Annotated in this window: 17 protein-coding genes; 13 read left to right on the top strand and 4 right to left on the bottom strand. The window is 73.5% G+C overall.

Annotation, left to right across the window (positions count from 1 at the left end; translation table 11 throughout):
* Window positions 1-58: 58 nt before the first annotated feature.
* A complete protein-coding gene (pafA, locus tag ACWDN5_RS13475; protein WP_013226720.1) occupies window positions 59-1,417 on the top strand; it encodes a Pup--protein ligase in 1,359 nt (452 codons plus the stop codon).
* 61 nt (window positions 1,418-1,478) lie between these two features.
* Window positions 1,479-2,501: a WD40/YVTN/BNR-like repeat-containing protein gene (locus ACWDN5_RS13470; protein ID WP_449676481.1), complete on the top strand. Its 1,023-nt coding sequence runs from the start codon at window positions 1,479-1,481 to the stop codon at window positions 2,499-2,501.
* Here ACWDN5_RS13470 and ACWDN5_RS13465 read toward each other — a convergent pair.
* Both ACWDN5_RS13465 and ACWDN5_RS13460 read right to left on the bottom strand, forming a co-directional pair.
* A complete protein-coding gene (locus ACWDN5_RS13465; RefSeq protein WP_310972937.1) occupies window positions 2,498-3,196 on the bottom strand; it encodes an SDR family oxidoreductase in 699 nt (232 codons plus the stop codon). The two genes, ACWDN5_RS13470 and ACWDN5_RS13465, sit on opposite strands and share 4 nt — an antisense overlap.
* 10 nt (window positions 3,197-3,206) lie before the next feature.
* Window positions 3,207-4,130 carry an NADP-dependent oxidoreductase gene (locus ACWDN5_RS13460; RefSeq protein WP_449676480.1) on the bottom strand — a complete coding sequence of 308 codons (924 nt, stop codon included), beginning with the start codon at window positions 4,128-4,130 and terminating at the stop codon, window positions 3,207-3,209.
* A gap of 91 nt (window positions 4,131-4,221) precedes the next feature.
* Here ACWDN5_RS13460 and ACWDN5_RS13455 point away from each other — a divergent pair, with 91 nt between their 5' ends.
* From ACWDN5_RS13455 to ACWDN5_RS13425, 7 genes are all read left to right on the top strand, one after another.
* Window positions 4,222-4,653 (top strand): winged helix-turn-helix transcriptional regulator, encoded by a 432-nt coding sequence (locus ACWDN5_RS13455; RefSeq protein WP_449676479.1) that lies wholly within the window; start codon window positions 4,222-4,224, stop codon window positions 4,651-4,653.
* Window positions 4,654-4,662: 9 nt separating this feature from the next.
* A complete protein-coding gene (locus tag ACWDN5_RS13450; protein ID WP_310972935.1) occupies window positions 4,663-5,646 on the top strand; it encodes a helix-turn-helix transcriptional regulator in 984 nt (327 codons plus the stop codon).
* The gene (locus ACWDN5_RS13445) at window positions 5,643-6,623 is read left to right on the top strand and encodes a helix-turn-helix transcriptional regulator (RefSeq protein WP_310972934.1); all 981 of its coding nucleotides are present in this window, start codon (window positions 5,643-5,645) and stop codon (window positions 6,621-6,623) included. The genes ACWDN5_RS13450 and ACWDN5_RS13445 overlap by 4 nt, the downstream gene beginning before the upstream one ends.
* 9 nt (window positions 6,624-6,632) lie before the next feature.
* The gene (locus ACWDN5_RS13440; RefSeq protein ID WP_310972933.1) at window positions 6,633-6,845 is read left to right on the top strand and encodes a bacteriophage holin; all 213 of its coding nucleotides are present in this window, start codon (window positions 6,633-6,635) and stop codon (window positions 6,843-6,845) included.
* Between the two features lie 31 nt (window positions 6,846-6,876).
* Window positions 6,877-7,191, top strand: a complete 315-nt coding sequence (gene tatA, locus ACWDN5_RS13435) for a Sec-independent protein translocase subunit TatA (protein WP_176169496.1) — start codon at window positions 6,877-6,879, stop codon at window positions 7,189-7,191.
* 86 nt (window positions 7,192-7,277) lie between these two features.
* Entirely contained in the window at window positions 7,278-8,249 is a 972-nt protein-coding gene (gene tatC / locus ACWDN5_RS13430; RefSeq protein ID WP_310972932.1) for a twin-arginine translocase subunit TatC, read from the top strand.
* On the top strand, window positions 8,249-9,130 hold the full coding sequence (locus ACWDN5_RS13425; protein WP_449676478.1) for a diacylglycerol/lipid kinase family protein: 882 nt from the start codon (window positions 8,249-8,251) through the stop codon (window positions 9,128-9,130). Before tatC ends, ACWDN5_RS13425 begins: the two co-directional genes overlap by 1 nt.
* Here ACWDN5_RS13425 and ACWDN5_RS13420 read toward each other — a convergent pair.
* Window positions 9,127-9,702, bottom strand: coding sequence for a hypothetical protein (locus ACWDN5_RS13420; RefSeq protein ID WP_449676477.1), 576 nt, complete (start codon window positions 9,700-9,702; stop codon window positions 9,127-9,129). The two genes, ACWDN5_RS13425 and ACWDN5_RS13420, sit on opposite strands and share 4 nt — an antisense overlap.
* Before the next feature lie 120 nt (window positions 9,703-9,822).
* Here ACWDN5_RS13420 and ACWDN5_RS13415 point away from each other — a divergent pair, with 120 nt between their 5' ends.
* The 4 genes from ACWDN5_RS13415 to ACWDN5_RS13400 all read left to right on the top strand — a co-directional run bounded on the left by ACWDN5_RS13415 (window position 9,823) and on the right by ACWDN5_RS13400 (window position 16,057).
* Window positions 9,823-12,600 carry a DEAD/DEAH box helicase gene (locus ACWDN5_RS13415; protein WP_449676476.1) on the top strand — a complete coding sequence of 926 codons (2,778 nt, stop codon included), beginning with the start codon at window positions 9,823-9,825 and terminating at the stop codon, window positions 12,598-12,600.
* Window positions 12,601-12,759: 159 nt separating this feature from the next.
* Window positions 12,760-13,521: a DUF4333 domain-containing protein gene (locus ACWDN5_RS13410; protein ID WP_310972928.1), complete on the top strand. Its 762-nt coding sequence runs from the start codon at window positions 12,760-12,762 to the stop codon at window positions 13,519-13,521.
* Between the two features lie 73 nt (window positions 13,522-13,594).
* Complete coding sequence (locus ACWDN5_RS13405; RefSeq protein ID WP_449676475.1) at window positions 13,595-14,797, top strand: GNAT family N-acetyltransferase; 1,203 nt, start codon at window positions 13,595-13,597, stop codon at window positions 14,795-14,797.
* Between the two features lie 42 nt (window positions 14,798-14,839).
* Window positions 14,840-16,057: a GNAT family N-acetyltransferase gene (locus ACWDN5_RS13400; RefSeq protein ID WP_449676474.1), complete on the top strand. Its 1,218-nt coding sequence runs from the start codon at window positions 14,840-14,842 to the stop codon at window positions 16,055-16,057.
* Here the strand turns inward: ACWDN5_RS13400 and ACWDN5_RS13395 are convergent.
* Window positions 16,054-16,998 carry a 5'-3' exonuclease gene (locus tag ACWDN5_RS13395; protein WP_310972925.1) on the bottom strand — a complete coding sequence of 315 codons (945 nt, stop codon included), beginning with the start codon at window positions 16,996-16,998 and terminating at the stop codon, window positions 16,054-16,056. The genes ACWDN5_RS13400 and ACWDN5_RS13395 overlap by 4 nt on opposite strands.
* Between the last annotated feature and the right edge of the window lie 285 nt (window positions 16,999-17,283).

Raw genomic sequence — 17,283 nt, 5'->3', positions numbered from 1 at the left:
GCGTGTCGACGCCCGAACGGCGCACCGTGGGAGGGGGTCCAGCGCCTACTCTGGTGGAATGCAGCGGCGGATCTTTGGCATCGAGACCGAGTTCGGGGTCACGTGCACCTTCCACGGACAGCGCAGGCTCTCGCCCGACGAGGTGGCGCGTTACCTCTTCCGGCGGGTCGTGTCCTGGGGACGCTCATCGAACGTCTTCCTGTCGAACGGCTCCCGGCTCTACCTGGACGTCGGCTCGCACCCCGAGTACGCGACGGCCGAGTGCGACGACCTCGTGCAGCTGGTCACGCACGACAAGGCCGGGGAGCGGATCCTCGAGGACCTGCTGGTCGACGCCGAGCGGCGGCTCGCCGACGAGGGCATCGGCGGCGACATCTTCCTGTTCAAGAACAACACCGACTCCGCGGGCAACTCCTACGGTTGTCACGAGAACTACCTGGTGACCCGGGCGGGGGAGTTCTCCCGGATCGCGGACGTGCTGCTCCCGTTCCTGGTGACCCGCCAGCTCATCTGCGGGGCCGGCAAGGTGCTGCAGACCCCGCGCGGCGCGGTCTACTGCCTCTCCCAGCGGGCCGAGCACATCTGGGAGGGCGTCTCCAGCGCCACCACCCGCTCGCGGCCGATCATCAACACCCGCGACGAGCCGCACGCCGACGCCGAGCGCTACCGGCGGCTGCACGTCATCGTGGGCGACTCGAACATGGCCGAGCCGACGACCATGCTCAAGGTCGGCTCGGCGAACCTGGTGCTCGAGATGATCGAGGCCGGCGTCCAGTTCCGCGACTTCACCCTGGACAACCCGATCCGGGCGATCCGCGAGATCAGCCACGACCTCACCGGCCGCCGCCAGGTGCGGCTGGCCGGCGGGCGCGAGGCCTCGGCGCTGGACATCCAGCGCGAGTACCACGCCCGCGCGGTCCAGCACATCAAGGACAACGGCACGACCGCGGCGAACGAGCGCGTCGTCGAGCTGTGGGGCCGGGCCCTCGAAGCGGTCGAGCAGCAGGACTTCGGCAAGATCGACACCGAGATCGACTGGGCGATCAAGCACCGGCTGGTCGAGCGCTACCGGCACAAGCACGACCTGGACCTGTCCAGCCCGCGCATCGCCCAGCTCGACCTGGCCTACCACGACATCCGCCGGGGCCGGGGCATCTTCGACCTGCTCCAGCGCAAGGGCCTGGTCCGCCGGGTCACCGACGACGGCGAGATCGAGGCCGCCAAGGACACCCCGCCCCAGACGACCCGGGCCAAGCTGCGCGGCGACTTCATCGCCGCCGCCCAGGCCGCGGGCCGCGACTTCACCGTCGACTGGGTGCACCTGAAGCTGAACGACCAGGCCCAGCGCACGGTCCTGTGCAAGGACCCGTTCCGCTCGGTCGACGAGCGGGTGGAACGCCTGATCAGCTCGCTCTAGACCGCCGCCCGCCCGGCGTTTTCCTACGAAAGTCGCCGGGCGGGTGCGGCAGGATCGCGGCATGCGTGTCGTGCTGCTGGTGCTCGCCCTGCTGGTCTCGATCGCCGCCCCGGCGTCGGCGGGGGAGCGCCCGCCGACGTGGGAGCTCACGCCGACCGGCGTCACCGCCCAGTTCCGCGGCCTGTCCGCCGTCAGCGCGCGGGTCGCGTGGGTCAGCGGCACCCAGGGGACGGTCCTGCGCACGACCGACGGCGGGGCCACCTGGAAGTCCGTCGGGCCGCCGGGCACCGAGACGCTGCAGTTCCGCGACATCGAGGCCTTCGACGCCCAGCACGCCGTGATCCTCTCGATCGGGCCGGGGACCGACTCCCGCGTCTACCGGACCGACGACGGCGGCACGCACTGGCGCCAGACGTTCCAGAACACCGACGCGGCGGCCTTCTACGACTGCCTGGCCTTCTTCGACCCGTGGCGCGGCCTGGCGATGAGCGACCCGGTCGACGGCCGGTTCCGGGTCCAGGCCACCTTCGACGGCGGCCGCAGCTGGCGCCCGGTGCCCGACAGCGGCTTCCCGCCCGCGTTGCCCGGCGAGGCCGGGTTCGCGGCCAGCGGCCAGTGCGTCACGACGGCCGGGCCGTTCGACGCCTGGCTCGCGACCGGTGGCGGCGCGACCGCCCGCGTCCTGCACTCCGGCGACGGCGGCCGGCACTGGACGGCGTCGGACACGCCGTTGCCGAGCAGCCCGTCGGCGGGCGTGTTCGCGCTGGCCTTCCGCACGCCGTTCCAGGGCATCGCGATCGGCGGCGACTTCGCGAACCCGACGGCACCCGGCCCGGCCGTGGCGCTCACCCGGGACCGCGGCCGCACCTGGGCCACCCCCGGCCAGTACCCGGCCGGGTACCGCTCCGGGCTGGCCTGGCGCGGCGGGACGGTGCTCGCGGTCGGCCCGGGCGGCAGCGACTACAGCCCCGACGGCGGCCGGCACTGGACGTCGTTCGACACCGGCAGCTTCGACAGCGTGGCCTGCGCCGGGGCCGCCTGCTGGGCCAGCGGCGCCGGCGGCCGGGTCGCCCGGCTCCGCTAGAGGACCTGGCCGGTCGGGCGGACCAGGATCTCGTTGACGTCGACCGAGGGCGGCTGCTGGAGGGCGTAGAGCACCGCGCGGCCGATGTCGGCGGGCTCGAGGTGGGGCTTCGTGCGCTGCTCGTCGGTGAGGATGTCGGTGTCGGTGATGCCCGGGTTGATCAGCGTGACCCGCACGCCGGTGCCGACGGCTTCCTCGCGGATCGCGCCGGCCATGCCGGTGACGGCCCACTTCGTCACCGAGTACAGGCTCGCGTTGCGGATGTACCGGCCGGCGACCGAGCCGGTGATCAGCAGGTGGCCGGCGGTTTCCTTGAGCGCCGGGAGGGCCGCGCGGGCGGTGTAGGCCGCGCCGAGGACGTTCGTGCGGACCATGGGCTCCCACGCCGTCGGATCGGGGTCGTCGTCGCCGAAGAAGGACGTCCCGACGCCGATGCCGGCGTTGGCGAAGGCCGCGTCGAGCCGCCCGAACTTCGCGACCGTCTCGGCGACGGCTCCGGAGATGCCCGGCCAGTCGCCGACGTCGGCGCCGAGGGCGAGGGCCCGGTCCTCGCCGAGTTCGGTGGCCAGGGGCGTGACGGACTCGGCCTGGCGGGCGACGAGGGCGACCTTGAAGCCGGCCGCCGCGGCCAGGCGTGCGGTCGCGGCGCCGAGGCCGCGGGAAGCGCCGGTGATGAGGAGAACGCGATCATCCATGCCCTCCAGGCTAGGGAGTCAGGACGAGCCGGCCGCGCAACCCGCCCGCGGCGAGCCGCTCGTGGGCGGCCGCCGCCTCGGCCAGGGGCAGGACTCCGGCGACGCGCAGGGGGAGCGTCCCGTTCTCCGCCAGGCGGGCCAGCTCGGCCAGGCGGCCGCCGTCGGCGCGGATCCAGACGGTGCGGACGCGGACGCCGCGCAGGGGGATCGGGGCGGCGCCCGCGGCGAAGGCCACGAATTCGCCGCCGCCGCGGACCGCGTCGAGCGCGTCCAAGCCGAGGAGCGCGGGGTCGAGGGCCGCGTCCACGCCGCCCGGGACCACCGCGCGGACCCGGTCGGCCAGCGACGGCCCGCGCGGCACGAACTCGTCCGCACCGGACGCCCTGACCTGGGCTTCGTCGGCTTCGGACGCCACCGCGACGACCCGCAACTTACGCGCGTGCGCCAGCGCGACGGCGTACCCGCCGACGGCCCCGGCCGCGCCGGTGACCAGGACGGTCCCCGTGGTGCCCACCAGGTCCAGGGCCTGGGCGGCGGTCAGCGCGTTCAGCGGCAGGGTGGCGGCTTCGGCGGGGGAGACGCCGGCCGGAGCGGGGGCGACGGCCGAGGCGTCGAGCACGATCCGCTCGGCGTAGGCGCCGAGCGGCGTGGCGATCCGGTCACGCAGGCCGATCACGGCTTCGCCGGCCCGGAACCCGGTGTCGCCGGGGTCGTCGATCTCGCCCGCGACGTCCCAGCCCAGGCCGAGCACCTCCCGCGGCGGCACCACCCCGGCCGAGCTCAGCACCCCGCTGCGGGTCGCCAGGTCCACCGGGTTCACCGCGGCCGCCGCCACCCGGATCCGGACCTGCCCCGGGCCCGGCTCCGGCACCGGGACCTCGGCGAACTCCAGCACTTCCGGCCCGCCGAACCGGCGGATCACCATCGCACGCATCCGAACCTCCTTCCCGGCGACCGTATGGGGAGCTACTCTCCATTGGGAAGTACGCACTCGCAGGTGCCTACCCGACGAGGAGGTTCGCCCGGTGCCCACGCGCACGGCGGAACAGCGGCGGCAGGCCGAAAAGGCCGCCTACGACGCCTACCTGGCCGCGCGCCCGACCCGGAAGCTGCTCGACGAGATCGCCGGCAAGTGGGTCAGCCTGATCCTCGTCGCGCTCGGTGACGGGCCGCAGCGCTACAGCGACCTTTCGCGGCGGATCGCCGGGGTCAGCCAGAAGATGCTCACCCAGACCCTGCGGGTGCTCGAGCGGGACGGCCTCGTCCGCCGCGAGGTCACCCCGGCGGTGCCCGTCCGCGTCGACTATTCCCTTACGCCACTGGGGGAGTCGCTGCGTGCCTTGATGGCCGGGTTCAAGGACTGGGCCGAAGCGAACTTCGAAGCCGTCGACGCCGCGCGAAGCGATTACGACGCGCGTACCCCGGACCTCACGATCGGGCCGGGCGGCGCGGGCTAGGCTCTACCGGTGTCCACCGCACGCGCCGAACGACTGGTCAATCTGGTGCTGGCCCTGTTGTCCACCCGGCAGTACCTCACGGCCGAGAAGATCCGCGGCATCGTGCCCGGATACGGCGACGCGGCGAGCGACGACGCCTACTTCCGGATGTTCGAGCGGGACAAGACCGAACTGCGCGAGCTCGGCATCCCGCTGGAGACCGGCCGCAACGGCGCGTTCGACGCCATCGAGGGCTACCGCATCGCCCGCCGCGACTACGAACTCGGCGAGATCGACCTCGCCCCCGACGAAGCCGCCGCCGTCGCGCTCGCCTCCCGGCTGTGGGACTCCCCGGAGCTGACCGGCCAGGCGCAGGGCGCGCTCGTCAAGCTGCGCGCCGCCGGCCTGGAGGTCGACGACCAGGCACCCACCGTGGTCGAGCCGCGGGTGCGCGCCGAGCCGGCGTTCGGGCCGCTGCTGGCCGCGGTCCAGAACGGCCAGGCCGTGCGCTTCGAGTACCGCCGCAGCGGCTCCCCGGAGCGGATCATGCGCACCCTCGAACCGTGGGGCGTGGTGTCCTGGCGGGCCCGCTGGTACGTCGTCGGGCACGACCGCGACCGCGGCGCCACCCGCTGCTTCCGGCTTTCCCGGGTCACCGGGCAGGTGCGCCCGGTGGGCAAGCCCGGCGAGGTCCGGCGTCCCGAGGGCGTCAACCTGCTCAAGCTCGTCACGGCCACCGGCGACAGCGAACCGGCGCCGGTCACCACCGCCCGGCTGTGGGTCGCCGACGGCCGCGCGGCCGGGGTCCGCCGCCGCGGCACCGTCGTCGGGCGCAGCAGCATCGACGGCGAAGAGGGCGACCTCGTGGAGATCGGCCTGCTCTACCCCGAATCGGCCGCCGACTGGATCAGCGCGCAGGGCCCGGACGTCGTCGTGCTCGAACCCGACGTGCTGGCCAAGAGCGTGCAGGACCGCCTCGAAGCCGTCGTCGCCCGGCAGGTGAGCGCCCGGTGAGCGGGTCCACCGACCGGATGCCGAGGCTGCTCGCGCTCGTGCCGTACCTGCTGGCGCGCCCCGGCGTCCGCATCGACGACGCGGCGCAGGACTTCGACGTCACGCCGAGGCAGCTGCGCAAGGACCTCGAGCTGCTCTGGATGTGCGGGCTGCCCGGCTACGGCCCCGGCGACCTGATCGACCTGTCCTTCGAGGGCGACACGATCGTCGTCACCCACGACGCCGGGATGAGCCGCCCGCTCCGGCTGACCGGCGGCGAGGCGACCGCGCTGCTGGTGGCGCTGCGGGCGCTGGCCGAGACGCCGGGCGTGGTCGACGGCGACGCCGTCCGCCGCTCCATCGCCAAGATCGAGGCCGCCGCCGGGCAGGCCCAGCCGGCCGGTGTGGTGGTCGGCGGGGGAGTGCGCGAGGGCAAGAAGACCGCGCGCACCCGCGAGGAGGTCGCCCGGGCGCTGCAGGGCGGACGCGCCCTGCGGATCCGCTACTACACCGCCTCGAAGGACCAGATCACCGAGCGCACGGTCGACCCGATGCGGCTGCTGATCGTCCAGGCGGTCGGCTACCTCGAAGCCTGGTGCCGCCGCGCCGAGGGCGTCCGGCTGTTCCGGCTCGACCGGATCGACGAGCTGACCGTGCTCGAGGAGCCGTCGCGGCCGCCCGCCCACGCGCACCCCACCGACGTCTCCGACGGCGTCTTCCGCGAGCGTCCCGACCAGCGGGAGGCCGTCCTGGTCCTCGACCCGGACGCACGCTGGGTAGCCGAGTACTACCCGTGCGAGGAGCTCGACGAGCTCGACGGGGGCCGGCTGCGCATCCGGATGCGCTACGCCGACCAGTCGTGGATGGTGCGCCTGGTGCTCAGCCTGGGCGGGGAAGCGCTGGTGGAGAGCCCGGCGGACCTCGCGTCCGACGTCGGTCGCCGGGCGGCCGACGCGGTGGCCCGAGCCCGTCACCTTCCGTCAACCTGCGACCACTAGGCTGACGGCGTGCCGTACCTGCCCACCGCTGTGCTCATCGTGCTCGGCCTCGCGCTGCTCGTGGTCCTGCTGGTGCGGACCGTCAAGGTCTTGCGTGCCTTCCGGCAAACCACAAGCATGGTGGTGACGAACACCCAGGACCGGGCGGGGCTCGTCCGGGCCAGGGCCGCGGGGTTGCGCGTCGCGTTCGCGCAGCGCCGCCGCAAAGCGGAAAACCAGTAACATCCCTACCAGACGCAGATAGGAGGCCACCATGCTGAACGGATTGCAGCCGTGGCATTTGATCATCTTGGTGCTCGTCGTCGTGCTGCTGTTCGGGGCCAAGAGGCTTCCCGACGCGGCCCGGTCCATCGGCAAGTCCATGAAGATCTTCAAGGCCGAGACCAAGGACCTCACCGGCGACAAGGCCGCGGCGCACGAAGACGCCGAGCCCGCCGAGACGAAGCAGCTCCCGGCCAAGCCCGCCACGCCCGCTTCGACCGACCAGCAGGTCGCCGACCTGCAGCGTCAGCTCGACGAGCTGAAGAAGCAGCAGGCCGCCGAGCAGCCGCAGAAGAACGTCAGCTGAGCGGCTAGGCCACACCCGGTCCCCCGTCCACGGAGCGCGCCGCACCCGGCGCGCTCCGGCGGACTCCGACGAGAACGGAACAACCCGTGGCGGAATCCGCCTCCGGAAACGGTGACAGCCGCCGGTCGAAGCGGCGCAAGCGCAGCCGTCGGGCCAATCCCGACGGCACGATGACGCTCATCGAGCACATCTACGAGTTCCGCCGCCGTCTCGGCTTCGCGCTGCTCGCGGTGGTGATCGGCGGGATCCTCGGCTTCATCTGGTTCGGCACCAAGATCGGTCCGATCCCGTCGCTGGGCGACCTCGTCAAGGACCCGTACTGCGCGATCCCGCCGGAGCGCCGGCTCGACAGCGCCGAAGGGTGCCGGCTGCTGCAGACCGTGCCGTTCGAGGCCTTCATGACGCAGCTGAAGGTCGGCATCGCGGCCGGGGCCGTGCTCCTCTCGCCGGCGTGGCTGTACCAGCTCTGGGCGTTCATCGCGCCGGGCCTGTACAGCAAGGAACGCAAGTACGCGCTGACGTTCGTCGGGTTCGCGTCGGTGCTGTTCGCCGCGGGCGCCGTGCTCGCCTACATCCTCTTCCCGCACGCGCTGCAGCTGCTCATGGGCTTCGGGCAGGACGCGTTCGTCACCGCGCTGACCGCGGACAAGTACATCTCGTTCCTCCTGTCGCTGCTGATCATCTTCGGGATCAGCTTCGAGCTCCCGCTGCTCGTGGTGATGCTCAACCGCGTCGGCGTCGTGAAGTACGTGCAGCTGAAGAAGTGGCGGCGCGGCATCGTGTTCGCGCTCTTCGTCTTCGCCGCCTTCGCCACCCCGGGCTCGGACCCGTTCTCCATGCTCGGTCTGGCCGGCGCGCTCACCGTGCTGTTCGAGATCGCCGTGCAGATGGCCCGCTTCCACGACCGCAAGCTCGACAAGGCCCGCTCCGACGAGGGCTGGGACTCCCTCGCCGACGACGAAGCCGCCCCCTTCGACTACACGCCGAGCACCATCGACGACGAGCCGTCCGCCCCGACCGCGTCCGGCGGCCGGTCGAGCACCGACGACGTCACCTAGTGGGGATCCACGCCGCGCTCGCCGTGCACCCGGCGTCGGGGCACGGCGCGGCCGCCCGGATCGCCGACACCGTCGCCGAGCGGCTGCGCGCGGCGGTCGACCGGCTCGACGTGCTGGTCGCCCACTCCGTCGAGGAGTCCCGCGCGCTGATGCGGTCGTCCCACGCCGCCGGGCTGGACGTCCTGATCGTGCTCGGCGGGGACGGCGCCGCCCACCAGGGCGTCCAGTTCTGCGCGAACCACGACGTCGCGCTCGGCCTCGTCCCGGCGGGCACCGGCAACGACTTCGCCCGCGCCCTCGGCATCCCGGGCGAGCCGCTCCCGGCGGTCGACGCGCTGGTCGCGGCCCTGCGCTCGGGCGCCCGCCGGCGCATCGACCTCGGCCGCGTGGGCGACACGTGGTTCGCGACGGTGCTGTGCGCGGGGTTCGACGCGAGCGTCAACGAACGCGCCAACCGAATGCGCTGGCCGTCCGGACCCCGCCGCTACGACGTGGCGATCCTGGCCGAGCTGGCGTCGTTCCGCCCCCGCCCGGTGGTCGTCGACACCGGCACCGGCCGCCTCGAACTCGACGCGACGCTCGTGGCGATCGGCAACACCCGGTTCTACGGCGGAGGCGTCCCGATCTGCCCCACGGCCGACCCCGAGGACGGCGTCTTCGACGTCACGATCATCGGGCACGCCACCCGCCGCGGCCTGATCCGCATGCTCCCCGGCCTGCGCACCGGCAACCACGTGACCCACCCCGCGGTCCGCACGTTGCGCGCCCGCTCGGTGACCCTGGCCGGCAACACGTGGCCGGCCTACGCCGACGGGGAACCGCAGGGCGCGGTGCCGGTGACGGCCAGCTGCGTGCCGGGCGCGCTCACCGTGCTGGCCTAACGGTCGTACCCGCCCGCCCGGGCCACCAGGTGCCGGAAGTGGGCCGGGGTCAGCAGCCGGCCCGAGTCGGCGAAGTAGACGCCGCCGCAGCGGTGGCAGAACCACCCCTGCTCCCACACCTGCTGCGCCGCCGGGACACCCCGCCGCTGCCGCCGGTGTGCCCGCACCCGCCGCACGTACAGCCACACCAGCACTCCCGCCGCCACGTACACGCACACCGACGGCAACGCGAACAGCGCGACACCCAGCGCCTTCGACGCCGCGCCACCCGGGGGCGGGTCGTCGGACACCGAGAACGGCAGCAGCAGGAAACAGCTGCCCACCAGGGCCAGCAGGATCGCCGCCGCCAGCAGGCCGCCGCCGCGGCGCGGGGGAGGGAAGGGGTTCAGCGCCCGGGCCACCGCCGTCACCGTCACGCCGCTGATCTGACTGTTCGTCACGATCACGCCGTCACCGGCCGGGATCGCGACCGCCGGGCCCTGGCCGCGGTAGAACGAGTGGCCGCCGTGGTAGGCCGCGGGCACGTGCTGCACCCGGTCCAGGAGGCCGCAGCTCGGGCACGGTTCGCTCATGCCCGCTCCGACGCGGCCGGAACCGCACCGGTTCCGGCCCCTGCAGGTGTATAACGACCTATACGGCGGGTCGGTGCACGCAACGTGCAGACTGTCGGTGGGGTGTGAAACGCTGAGGAGGTGGCCAGTAGCCCTTCTCCGTCCCCGGCCGAGGCCTATGCGGCCTCCGCGCGCCGCGGGAAGCACCCCCAGCTGACGCGCTTCGCCGCGGAGGTGTCCTTCGAGTTCGACGAGTTCCAGATCCGCGGGTGCCAAGCCCTCGAGGACGGCCACGGCGTGCTGGTCTGCGCGCCCACCGGGGCGGGCAAGACCGTCGTCGGCGAGTTCGCGGTGCACCTGGCGCTGGCCGAGGGCCGCAAGTGCTTCTACACGACGCCGATCAAGGCGCTGTCGAACCAGAAGTACGCCGACCTCGTGGCCCGCTACGGCAGCGACGCCGTCGGCCTGCTCACCGGGGACACCTCGATCAACGGCGGCGCGCAGGTGGTCGTGATGACCACCGAGGTGCTGCGCAACATGCTCTACGCGGGCTCGTCGACGATCACCGACCTCGGGTACGTCGTGATGGACGAGGTGCACTACCTGGCCGACCGGTTCCGGGGCGCGGTGTGGGAAGAGGTGATCCTGCACCTGCCGGAGCACGTCCGCGTGGTCGGGCTGTCGGCGACGGTCAGCAACGCCGAGGAGTTCGGCGAGTGGCTGGTGGAGGTGCGGGGCGACACGACGGTGGTCGTCGACGAGCACCGGCCGGTGCCGCTGTGGCAGCACATGCTGGTCGGGAACCGGCTGCTGGACCTGTTCGCCGGGGACGACGTGCACGCGCCGAACGCCGAGCTGCGGATCAACCCGACCCTGCTGCGGCGGACCGAGGAGATCGGCCGCCAGTACGCGCCCGCGGGGTTCCGGGGGCCGCGGAACCGGCGGGGCGCGCCGCCGCGGATGCCGCGGTTCCGGCCGCCGTCGCGGGTGGACGTCGTGGAGCAGCTGGACCGGGCCGGGTTGCTGCCGGCGATCGTGTTCATCTTTTCGCGGGCGGGGTGTGACGCCGCGGTGGCGCAGTGCGTCCGGTCGGGGCTGCGGCTGAACGGGCCGGGTGAGGTCGAGGAGATCCGCCGGGTCATCGAGGAGCGCACGGCGGACCTGCCGGAGGGCGACCTGGGCGTGCTCGGCTACTGGGAGTGGCGGGAGGCTCTGGAGCGTGGGATCGCCGGGCACCACGCGGGGCTGCTGCCGGCGTTCAAGGAGACCGTCGAGGAGCTGTTCGTCCGCGGGCTGGTGAAGGTCGTGTTCGCGACCGAGACCCTGGCGCTGGGGATCAACATGCCGGCCCGCACGGTCGTGCTCGAGCGGCTGGTGAAGTACAACGGCGAGGCGCACGTCGACTTGACGCCGGGTGAGTACACGCAGCTGACCGGCCGGGCCGGGCGGCGCGGCATCGACGTCGAGGGGCATGCGGTCGTCGCGTGGCAGCCGGGGGTGGATCCGAAGCAGGTGGCCGGGCTGGCCTCGACGCGGACCTATCCGCTGCGGTCGTCGTTCCGGCCGGGCTACAACATGGCGGTCAACCTGGTGGCGCAGGTCGGCGCGGCGGAGGCGCGGGAGCTGCTGGAGCAGTCGTTCGCCCAGTTCCAGGCCGACCGGTCGGTGGTGGGGACCGCGCGCCGGATCGAGCGGAACAAGGAGGCGCTGAAGGGCTACACGGCCGCGGTGACCGGCGACTTCGACGAGATGCTGGAGTACGTCGAGCTGCGGGCGAAGATTTCGGCGCGGGAGAAGGCGTTGTCGCGGCAGAACACGGCCGTGCGGCGGGCCGGGACGGCGGAGTCGCTGGAGAAGCTGCGCAAGGGTGACGTGATCGCGGTGCCGGCGGGCCGGCGGGCGGGGCTGGCCGTGGTGGTCGACCCGGGGCTGGACCCGATCCGGGAGCCGCGGCCGGTGGTGGTGACCGAGGACCGGTGGTCGGGGCCGTTGTCGGTGGCGGACTTCCCGGCGCCGGTGGAGGCGCTGGGGCGGATCAAGCTGCCCAAGCACATCGAGCTGCGGTCGCCGCGGACGCGCCGGGACATCGCGTCGACGTTGCGGAACGCCGGGATTTCGCTGCCGGGGCGGCAGAAGCGGCGGTCGGGGGCGAACGAGGACGGGGAGCTGGCCGCGTTGCGGCGGGCGTTGCGGGCGCACCCGTGTCACGGGCTGGCCGAGCGCGAGGCGAACCTGCGCTGGGTGGAGCGGTATCAGCGGCTCGCGGCGGAGACGCAGCAGCTGGAGCGGAAGGTCGCGGCGACGACGCACTCGCTGGCGCGGGCGTTCGACCGGATCTTGGCTCTGCTGGGTGAGCGTGGGTACTTGGGGCCGGAGTCGGCGGGGGACGGCGAGGACCGCGTCACCGAGCACGGGCGGCGGCTGACGCGGCTCTACAGCGAGTCGGATCTGCTGGCCGCGGAGTGCATCCGGCACGGGGTGTGGCGCAAGCTCAACCCGGCCGAGCTGGCGGCGGTCGTGTCGACGCTGGTGTTCGAGGCGCGCCGGGACACCGCGGGGGAGGCGCGGCTGCCGGGCGGGGCGGTGCCCGAGGCGTGGCAGGAGACGGCGCGGCTGTGGGTGGAGCTGACCGAGGACGAGCGGCGGCACCGGCTGGATCGGACGCGGGAGCCGGATGCCGGGTTCGCGTGGCCGGTTTATCGCTGGGCGCGGGGTGAATCCCTGGAGAAGGTGCTGACTGCGGCGGAGGCGAACGGGCAGGAGCTGTCGGCCGGTGACTTCGTGCGCTGGTCGCGGCAGGTGATCGACCTGCTCGACCAGATCCGGGACGTGCTGGGCAAGGCGGATCCGGTGGGTGCGGCGGCGGCCGAGGCGGTGAAGGCGCTGCGGCGCGGGGTCGTGGCCGCGGGAGCCGCGTGAACTCCGTGTCAGGCCTGCTCCAAGCGGCGGAAGCGGTGAGCGTGGGCGCGTGTGCTCGGCTCCGACCTGTGGTTGGATCGCGTGCGACACCGTGTGTGCGCGGCTCGGGCGGTGTTTCGGGGTGGACAGCGAGATGAGTGAAGCAGGCGGAGGCAGACGATGAGCACGCCGTATGGCGGCAACGACCCACAGCAGCCCCAGTACGGGCAGCAGCCGGGCGGCGCGTACCCGCCGAGCGGCCCGCAGGAGCAGCCGCAGTGGGGCCAGCCGCAGCAGCCTTCTTACGACCCGAACCAGCAGCAGCAATGGGGCCAGCCGCAGCAACCGCAGCAGTGGGGGCAGCAGCCGGGCGGGTACGCCCCGCCGCAGCAGCCCCAGTGGGGCCAGCAGCCGCCGCCGTACGGCCAGCAGCCCGGCGGCGGGTACCCGCAGAGCGGCCCGCAGGCCCAGCCGCAGTACGGGCAGCAGCCCGGTGGGGGGTACCCGCAGAGCGGGCCCCAGGCGCAGCCGCAGTACGGGCAGCAGCCGGGTGGCCAGTACGACTACGGCCAGCAGCAGTTCCCCGGCGCGGCCGCCCCGGAGGGGGAGCAGCCGGCGAAGTCGAAGAAGGGCCTGCTGATCGGGGTGGTCGCGGCGATCGTGGTCGTCGCGGCGTTCCTGGTGCTGGGGTTCGTCGCGCCCGGGTTCTTGAAGACGCAGGTCTTCAACAACACCCAGATGCAGACCGACGTGCAGAAGCTGCTGACGGAGACCTACAAGATCGACGGTGTCACCAACGTGACCTGCCCGGCGGAGCAGAAGGTGGAGGACGGGGCGAAGTTCGAGTGCACCGCCACCATCGCCGGGAAGCCGCAGCAGGTGCCGATCACGGTGAAGGGTGACGGCGGCAACTACGAGGTTTCCCCGCCCGTCACCAAGTAGCGCGCGACGTTTCGGGCCCGGCCGCCGGTAATTCCGGTGGCCGGGCCTCGGCGTTTCCGAGGATGATCCGGGCATGAGCGACTTCGAGATCCGGACGCTGGGCACCGAGGAGCACCGGACGGCGAGCAACCTGTTCCGGGAGACCGTGCACTTCCCGCCCTCCGACGACGCCGAGTGGGTGTACGCCGCGCGGTACTACCAGCCCGGGGGCACGGTCGGGGTGTTCGATCCGGAGCTGATCGGCACGGCCCGCTCGTTCGACGCGCAGCTGACCGTGCCGGGCGGGGCGTCGCTGCCGATGGTGGGGGTCACCTCGGTCGGGGTGCGGCCCGACCGGACGCGGCGTGGGGTACTGCGGGCGATGATGACGGCGCAGCTCGAGGACTTCGCGGCGCGCGGGGTGGTGTTCGCGAACCTGCTGGCGTCGGAAGCCGGGATCTACGGCCGGTTCGGCTACGGCCTGGCCACCCGGTACCGCGCCTACAGCGTCGACCGGCACCGGGCGCGGCTGCGGCCGGACGCGCCGGTGGGCGGGGAGCTGGAGCTGCTGGACTTCGACCGGGCCCTGGAGGTCTGTCCCGCGGTGTACGACGGTCTCGAGCACCGGCCGGGGATGATGTCCCGGCCCGAGGTGCTGTGGCGGCTGTACGAGATGCAGCTGCGGCGGCACACGATGCCGGTGAGGGCGCTGGTGCACCACGGTCCCGGCGGGCCGGACGGGTTCGCCTTCTACCACGTGGCGGGGGCGCAGGCGCACCCGTGGACGAAGACCTTGGAGGTGGCGGACCTGTTCGCCGGTTCCCCGGCGGCGTTCGCCGGGCTGTGGCGGTTCCTGCTGGGGCTCGACCTGGTGGACCGGGTCGCGGTCGAGTCGCGGCCGCTCGACGACCCGATCGAGCTGCTGCTGGCCGATCACCGGCGCGGGAACGTCGACCGGATCGGGGACGAGCACTGGATCCGGCTCGTCGACGTCCCGGCCGCCTTGGCCGGCCGGGCGTACGGGTCCGGCGAGCCGGTGGTGATCGAGGTGACCGATCCGCTGCTGCCCGGCAACGGCGGCACGTACCTGGTGACGCCGGACGGCGCCGGGCGCACGGACCGGCCGGCCGGGCTGCGCCTGGACGTCACCACGCTGGCGATGGTGTACCTCGGCACCTGGCGGCCGTCGGCGCTGGCGGACGCGGGCCGGATCGAGGTCCGGGACCCGGCCGCTCCGGCGGCCGCGGACGTGCTGTTCGGCACCCGGGTGGCGGCCTGGAGCGGGAGCCACTTCTAAAACCGGGTGCCGGTCCGGACGTCCCGCGGCAGGATCGGGAGGATGACTGCCTTCGACGTCCGCCCGATCACCGAAGAAGAGCGGCGCAGCACGTTCGACCTGCTGCGCCGCGCGTTGCACGCCCCGCCCGTCACCGACGACCTCTGGGCGCGGATCGGGGAGTCCTGGCCGGCCGGGCACAAGTTCGGCGCGTTCGAGGGCGGGAGCCCGATCGGGATCGTCAGCTCCTACGACACCGAGATCGCCGTCCCCGGCGGGCGGACGGTGCCGGTCGCGGCGGTGGAGGGGGTCGGCGTCCGCGCCGACCGGACCCGCCGCGGGGTGCTGAGCGCGATGATGCGGGCGCAGCTGGCGGACTTCGCGGCCCGCGGGCTGCCGGTGGCCGTCCTGCATGCGAGCGAACCCACCATCTACGGGCGGTTCGGCTACGGTTCGGCCGCGCTCGGCAAGACCCTGCGGGTGGCGCGGCCGGCGGCGCGGCTGCACGAGCGCGTCGCGGCCGAGGGGGAGGTCCGGCTGCTGACGTCCGAGGAGGCGGTGAAGGAGATCCCGGGGCTGTACCGGCGGATCGGGCTGCACCGGCCGGGCATGATCGGGCGGCCGGAGCGGTGGTGGCCGATCTCGCACAACCGGCAGGTGAGCCCGGACGGCGGGCACCTGGTCGCCGTCCACAGTGGACCGGACGGTGACGACGGGTTCGTCGTGTACGCCACGATCACCCGCCGGTCGTTCGACTCACCCGATCACGGTGCCGCGCTGGACGTCCACGACCTGCATGCCGCCGGCCCGGCCGCGCGGGCCGCGCTCTGGCGGTACCTGCTGTCGGTGGACCTGGTTTCGGAGGTCCGCGCCCGGCACCGCCCGGTCGACGAGCCCCTCGCGCTGATGCTGACCGACCACCGGCACGCGGCCACCGCCGCCGTCGAGGACGACCTGTGGCTGCGGCCGGTCGACGTCGCGGCCGCGCTCGCCGCCCGCACCTACCGGGCGGCCGCACCGGTGGTGCTCGCGGTGACCGACCGCCTGCTGCCGGCCAACACCGGGCACTACGAGGTCGGCCCGGACGGCGCCCGGCGCACCGACGCGGCCGCGGACCTGGCCCTCGACGTCGACACGCTCGGCATGCTCTACCTCGGGCACTGGCCGGCGACGACGCTGGCGGAGGCGGGCCGCCTCGACGTCCGCGACCCGGCGGCGCCCGGGCGGGCCGACGAGCTGTTCACCACGACGGCCGCGCCCTGGTGCGGCACGCACTTCTAGGCGCCGGGAAGGGCCTTGAGGAGCCGTTCGACGGAGTTGCCGAGGTTCCACCGTTCGGCGAGCTCGGCGACCCGCTCGGGGTCGGCGGGCGTGGCGGGGACGGTGTCGGGGCGGGACTGCTCGACCGGCGCGTCGACGGCCACCCGGACCACGGTGGGGGCGACGGCGAGGTAGTCCGCGGCGTCCTTCAGCCGCAGCCGGGTCTTCAGCGGGAGCGCGGAGTCCCCGGCTTCGCCCGCGGCGACGAGGGCTTCGAGCGACCCGAACTGCGTGATCAGCTTGGCGGCGGTCTTCTCGCCGATGCCGGCGACCCCGGGCAGCCCGTCGGACGGGTCGCCGCGAAGCGCGGCCATGTCCGCGTAGGCGGGCCCGGCGGTGTCGCGGGGGAGGCTGTAGCGCTCGGCGATCTCGGCCGGGCCCAGCACCTCGGCCTTGGCCCAGCCCTTGCCGACGTAGATGACGGAGGTGGGGGTGGGTTCGGTGCGCACGAGCTGGAACAGGTCCCGGTCGCCGGTGATGACCTCGACCGGGTCGGCTTTCTCCCGGGTGGCGAGCGCCCCGATGACGTCGTCGGCCTCGTACCCGGCGGCTTCGGCGGTGGCGAACCCGAAGGCCTCGAGCAGGTCGAGGATGATCGGCACCTGCGGGGTGAGCGTGTCGGGGACTTCTTCGACGTCGGGGCCGCTGCCGGTCTCTTCGGCCACCCGGTGCGCCTTGTAGCTGGGGAGCAGGTCGGTGCGGAACTTCGGCCGCCAGTCGGCGTCGAGGCAGCAGACGAGCCGCGCGGGCCGCCGGTCGGTGAGGATCCGCGCAATCGTGTCGGCAAACCCCCGCACGGCGTTGACCTGCGTCCCATCGGCGGCACGCATCGAGTCGGGCAGGGCGAAGAAGGAGCGGAAGTACAGGCTCGCGGAGTCGAGCAGGGCAAGGGATCCGGTCACCCGCACAGCCTGCCACGTCCGGAGGGCGGAGGAGGGGCAAGCCACGCGGCGGGGTCGCCCGGGGAGTGCGGCGCGGGTGCCGGGGGTGCGGTGCGGGCCGGGGCTCGCGGCGACGAGGGTGGCTGATCGGGTTCGGGCTTGCGGGGCCCGGAATTGTCGGTGGTGACCGGTAGCGTGGAAAACGGGGGGCGCCCCGGCGGGCCAGGGCGGCTCGTGGCGGGGGAGCGGTGAGCCGCGGGTCACCCGGCCCGGCATGTCGTGGGCCCGGGCGCGTTCGGTTCGCCC

Source organism: Amycolatopsis sp. NPDC003731 (assembly GCF_053586895.1).
This window is presented reverse-complemented; position numbering and strand designations above follow the sequence as displayed.

Bases quoted from the DNA above. Each gene is read 5' to 3' on its own strand.
- pafA (WP_013226720.1), top strand. From the start codon at position 59: ATGCAGCGGCGGATCTTTGGCATCGAGACCGAGTTCGGGGTCACGTGC.
- ACWDN5_RS13470 (WP_449676481.1), top strand. From the start codon at position 1,479: ATGCGTGTCGTGCTGCTGGTGCTCGCCCTGCTGGTCTCGATCGCCGCC.
- ACWDN5_RS13465 (WP_310972937.1), bottom strand. From the start codon at position 3,196: ATGGATGATCGCGTTCTCCTCATCACCGGCGCTTCCCGCGGCCTCGGC.
- ACWDN5_RS13460 (WP_449676480.1), bottom strand. From the start codon at position 4,130: ATGCGTGCGATGGTGATCCGCCGGTTCGGCGGGCCGGAAGTGCTGGAG.
- tatA (WP_176169496.1), top strand. From the start codon at position 6,877: ATGCTGAACGGATTGCAGCCGTGGCATTTGATCATCTTGGTGCTCGTC.
- ACWDN5_RS13420 (WP_449676477.1), bottom strand. From the start codon at position 9,702: ATGAGCGAACCGTGCCCGAGCTGCGGCCTCCTGGACCGGGTGCAGCAC.
- ACWDN5_RS13410 (WP_310972928.1), top strand. From the start codon at position 12,760: ATGAGCACGCCGTATGGCGGCAACGACCCACAGCAGCCCCAGTACGGG.
- ACWDN5_RS13405 (WP_449676475.1), top strand. From the start codon at position 13,595: ATGAGCGACTTCGAGATCCGGACGCTGGGCACCGAGGAGCACCGGACG.
- ACWDN5_RS13400 (WP_449676474.1), top strand. From the start codon at position 14,840: ATGACTGCCTTCGACGTCCGCCCGATCACCGAAGAAGAGCGGCGCAGC.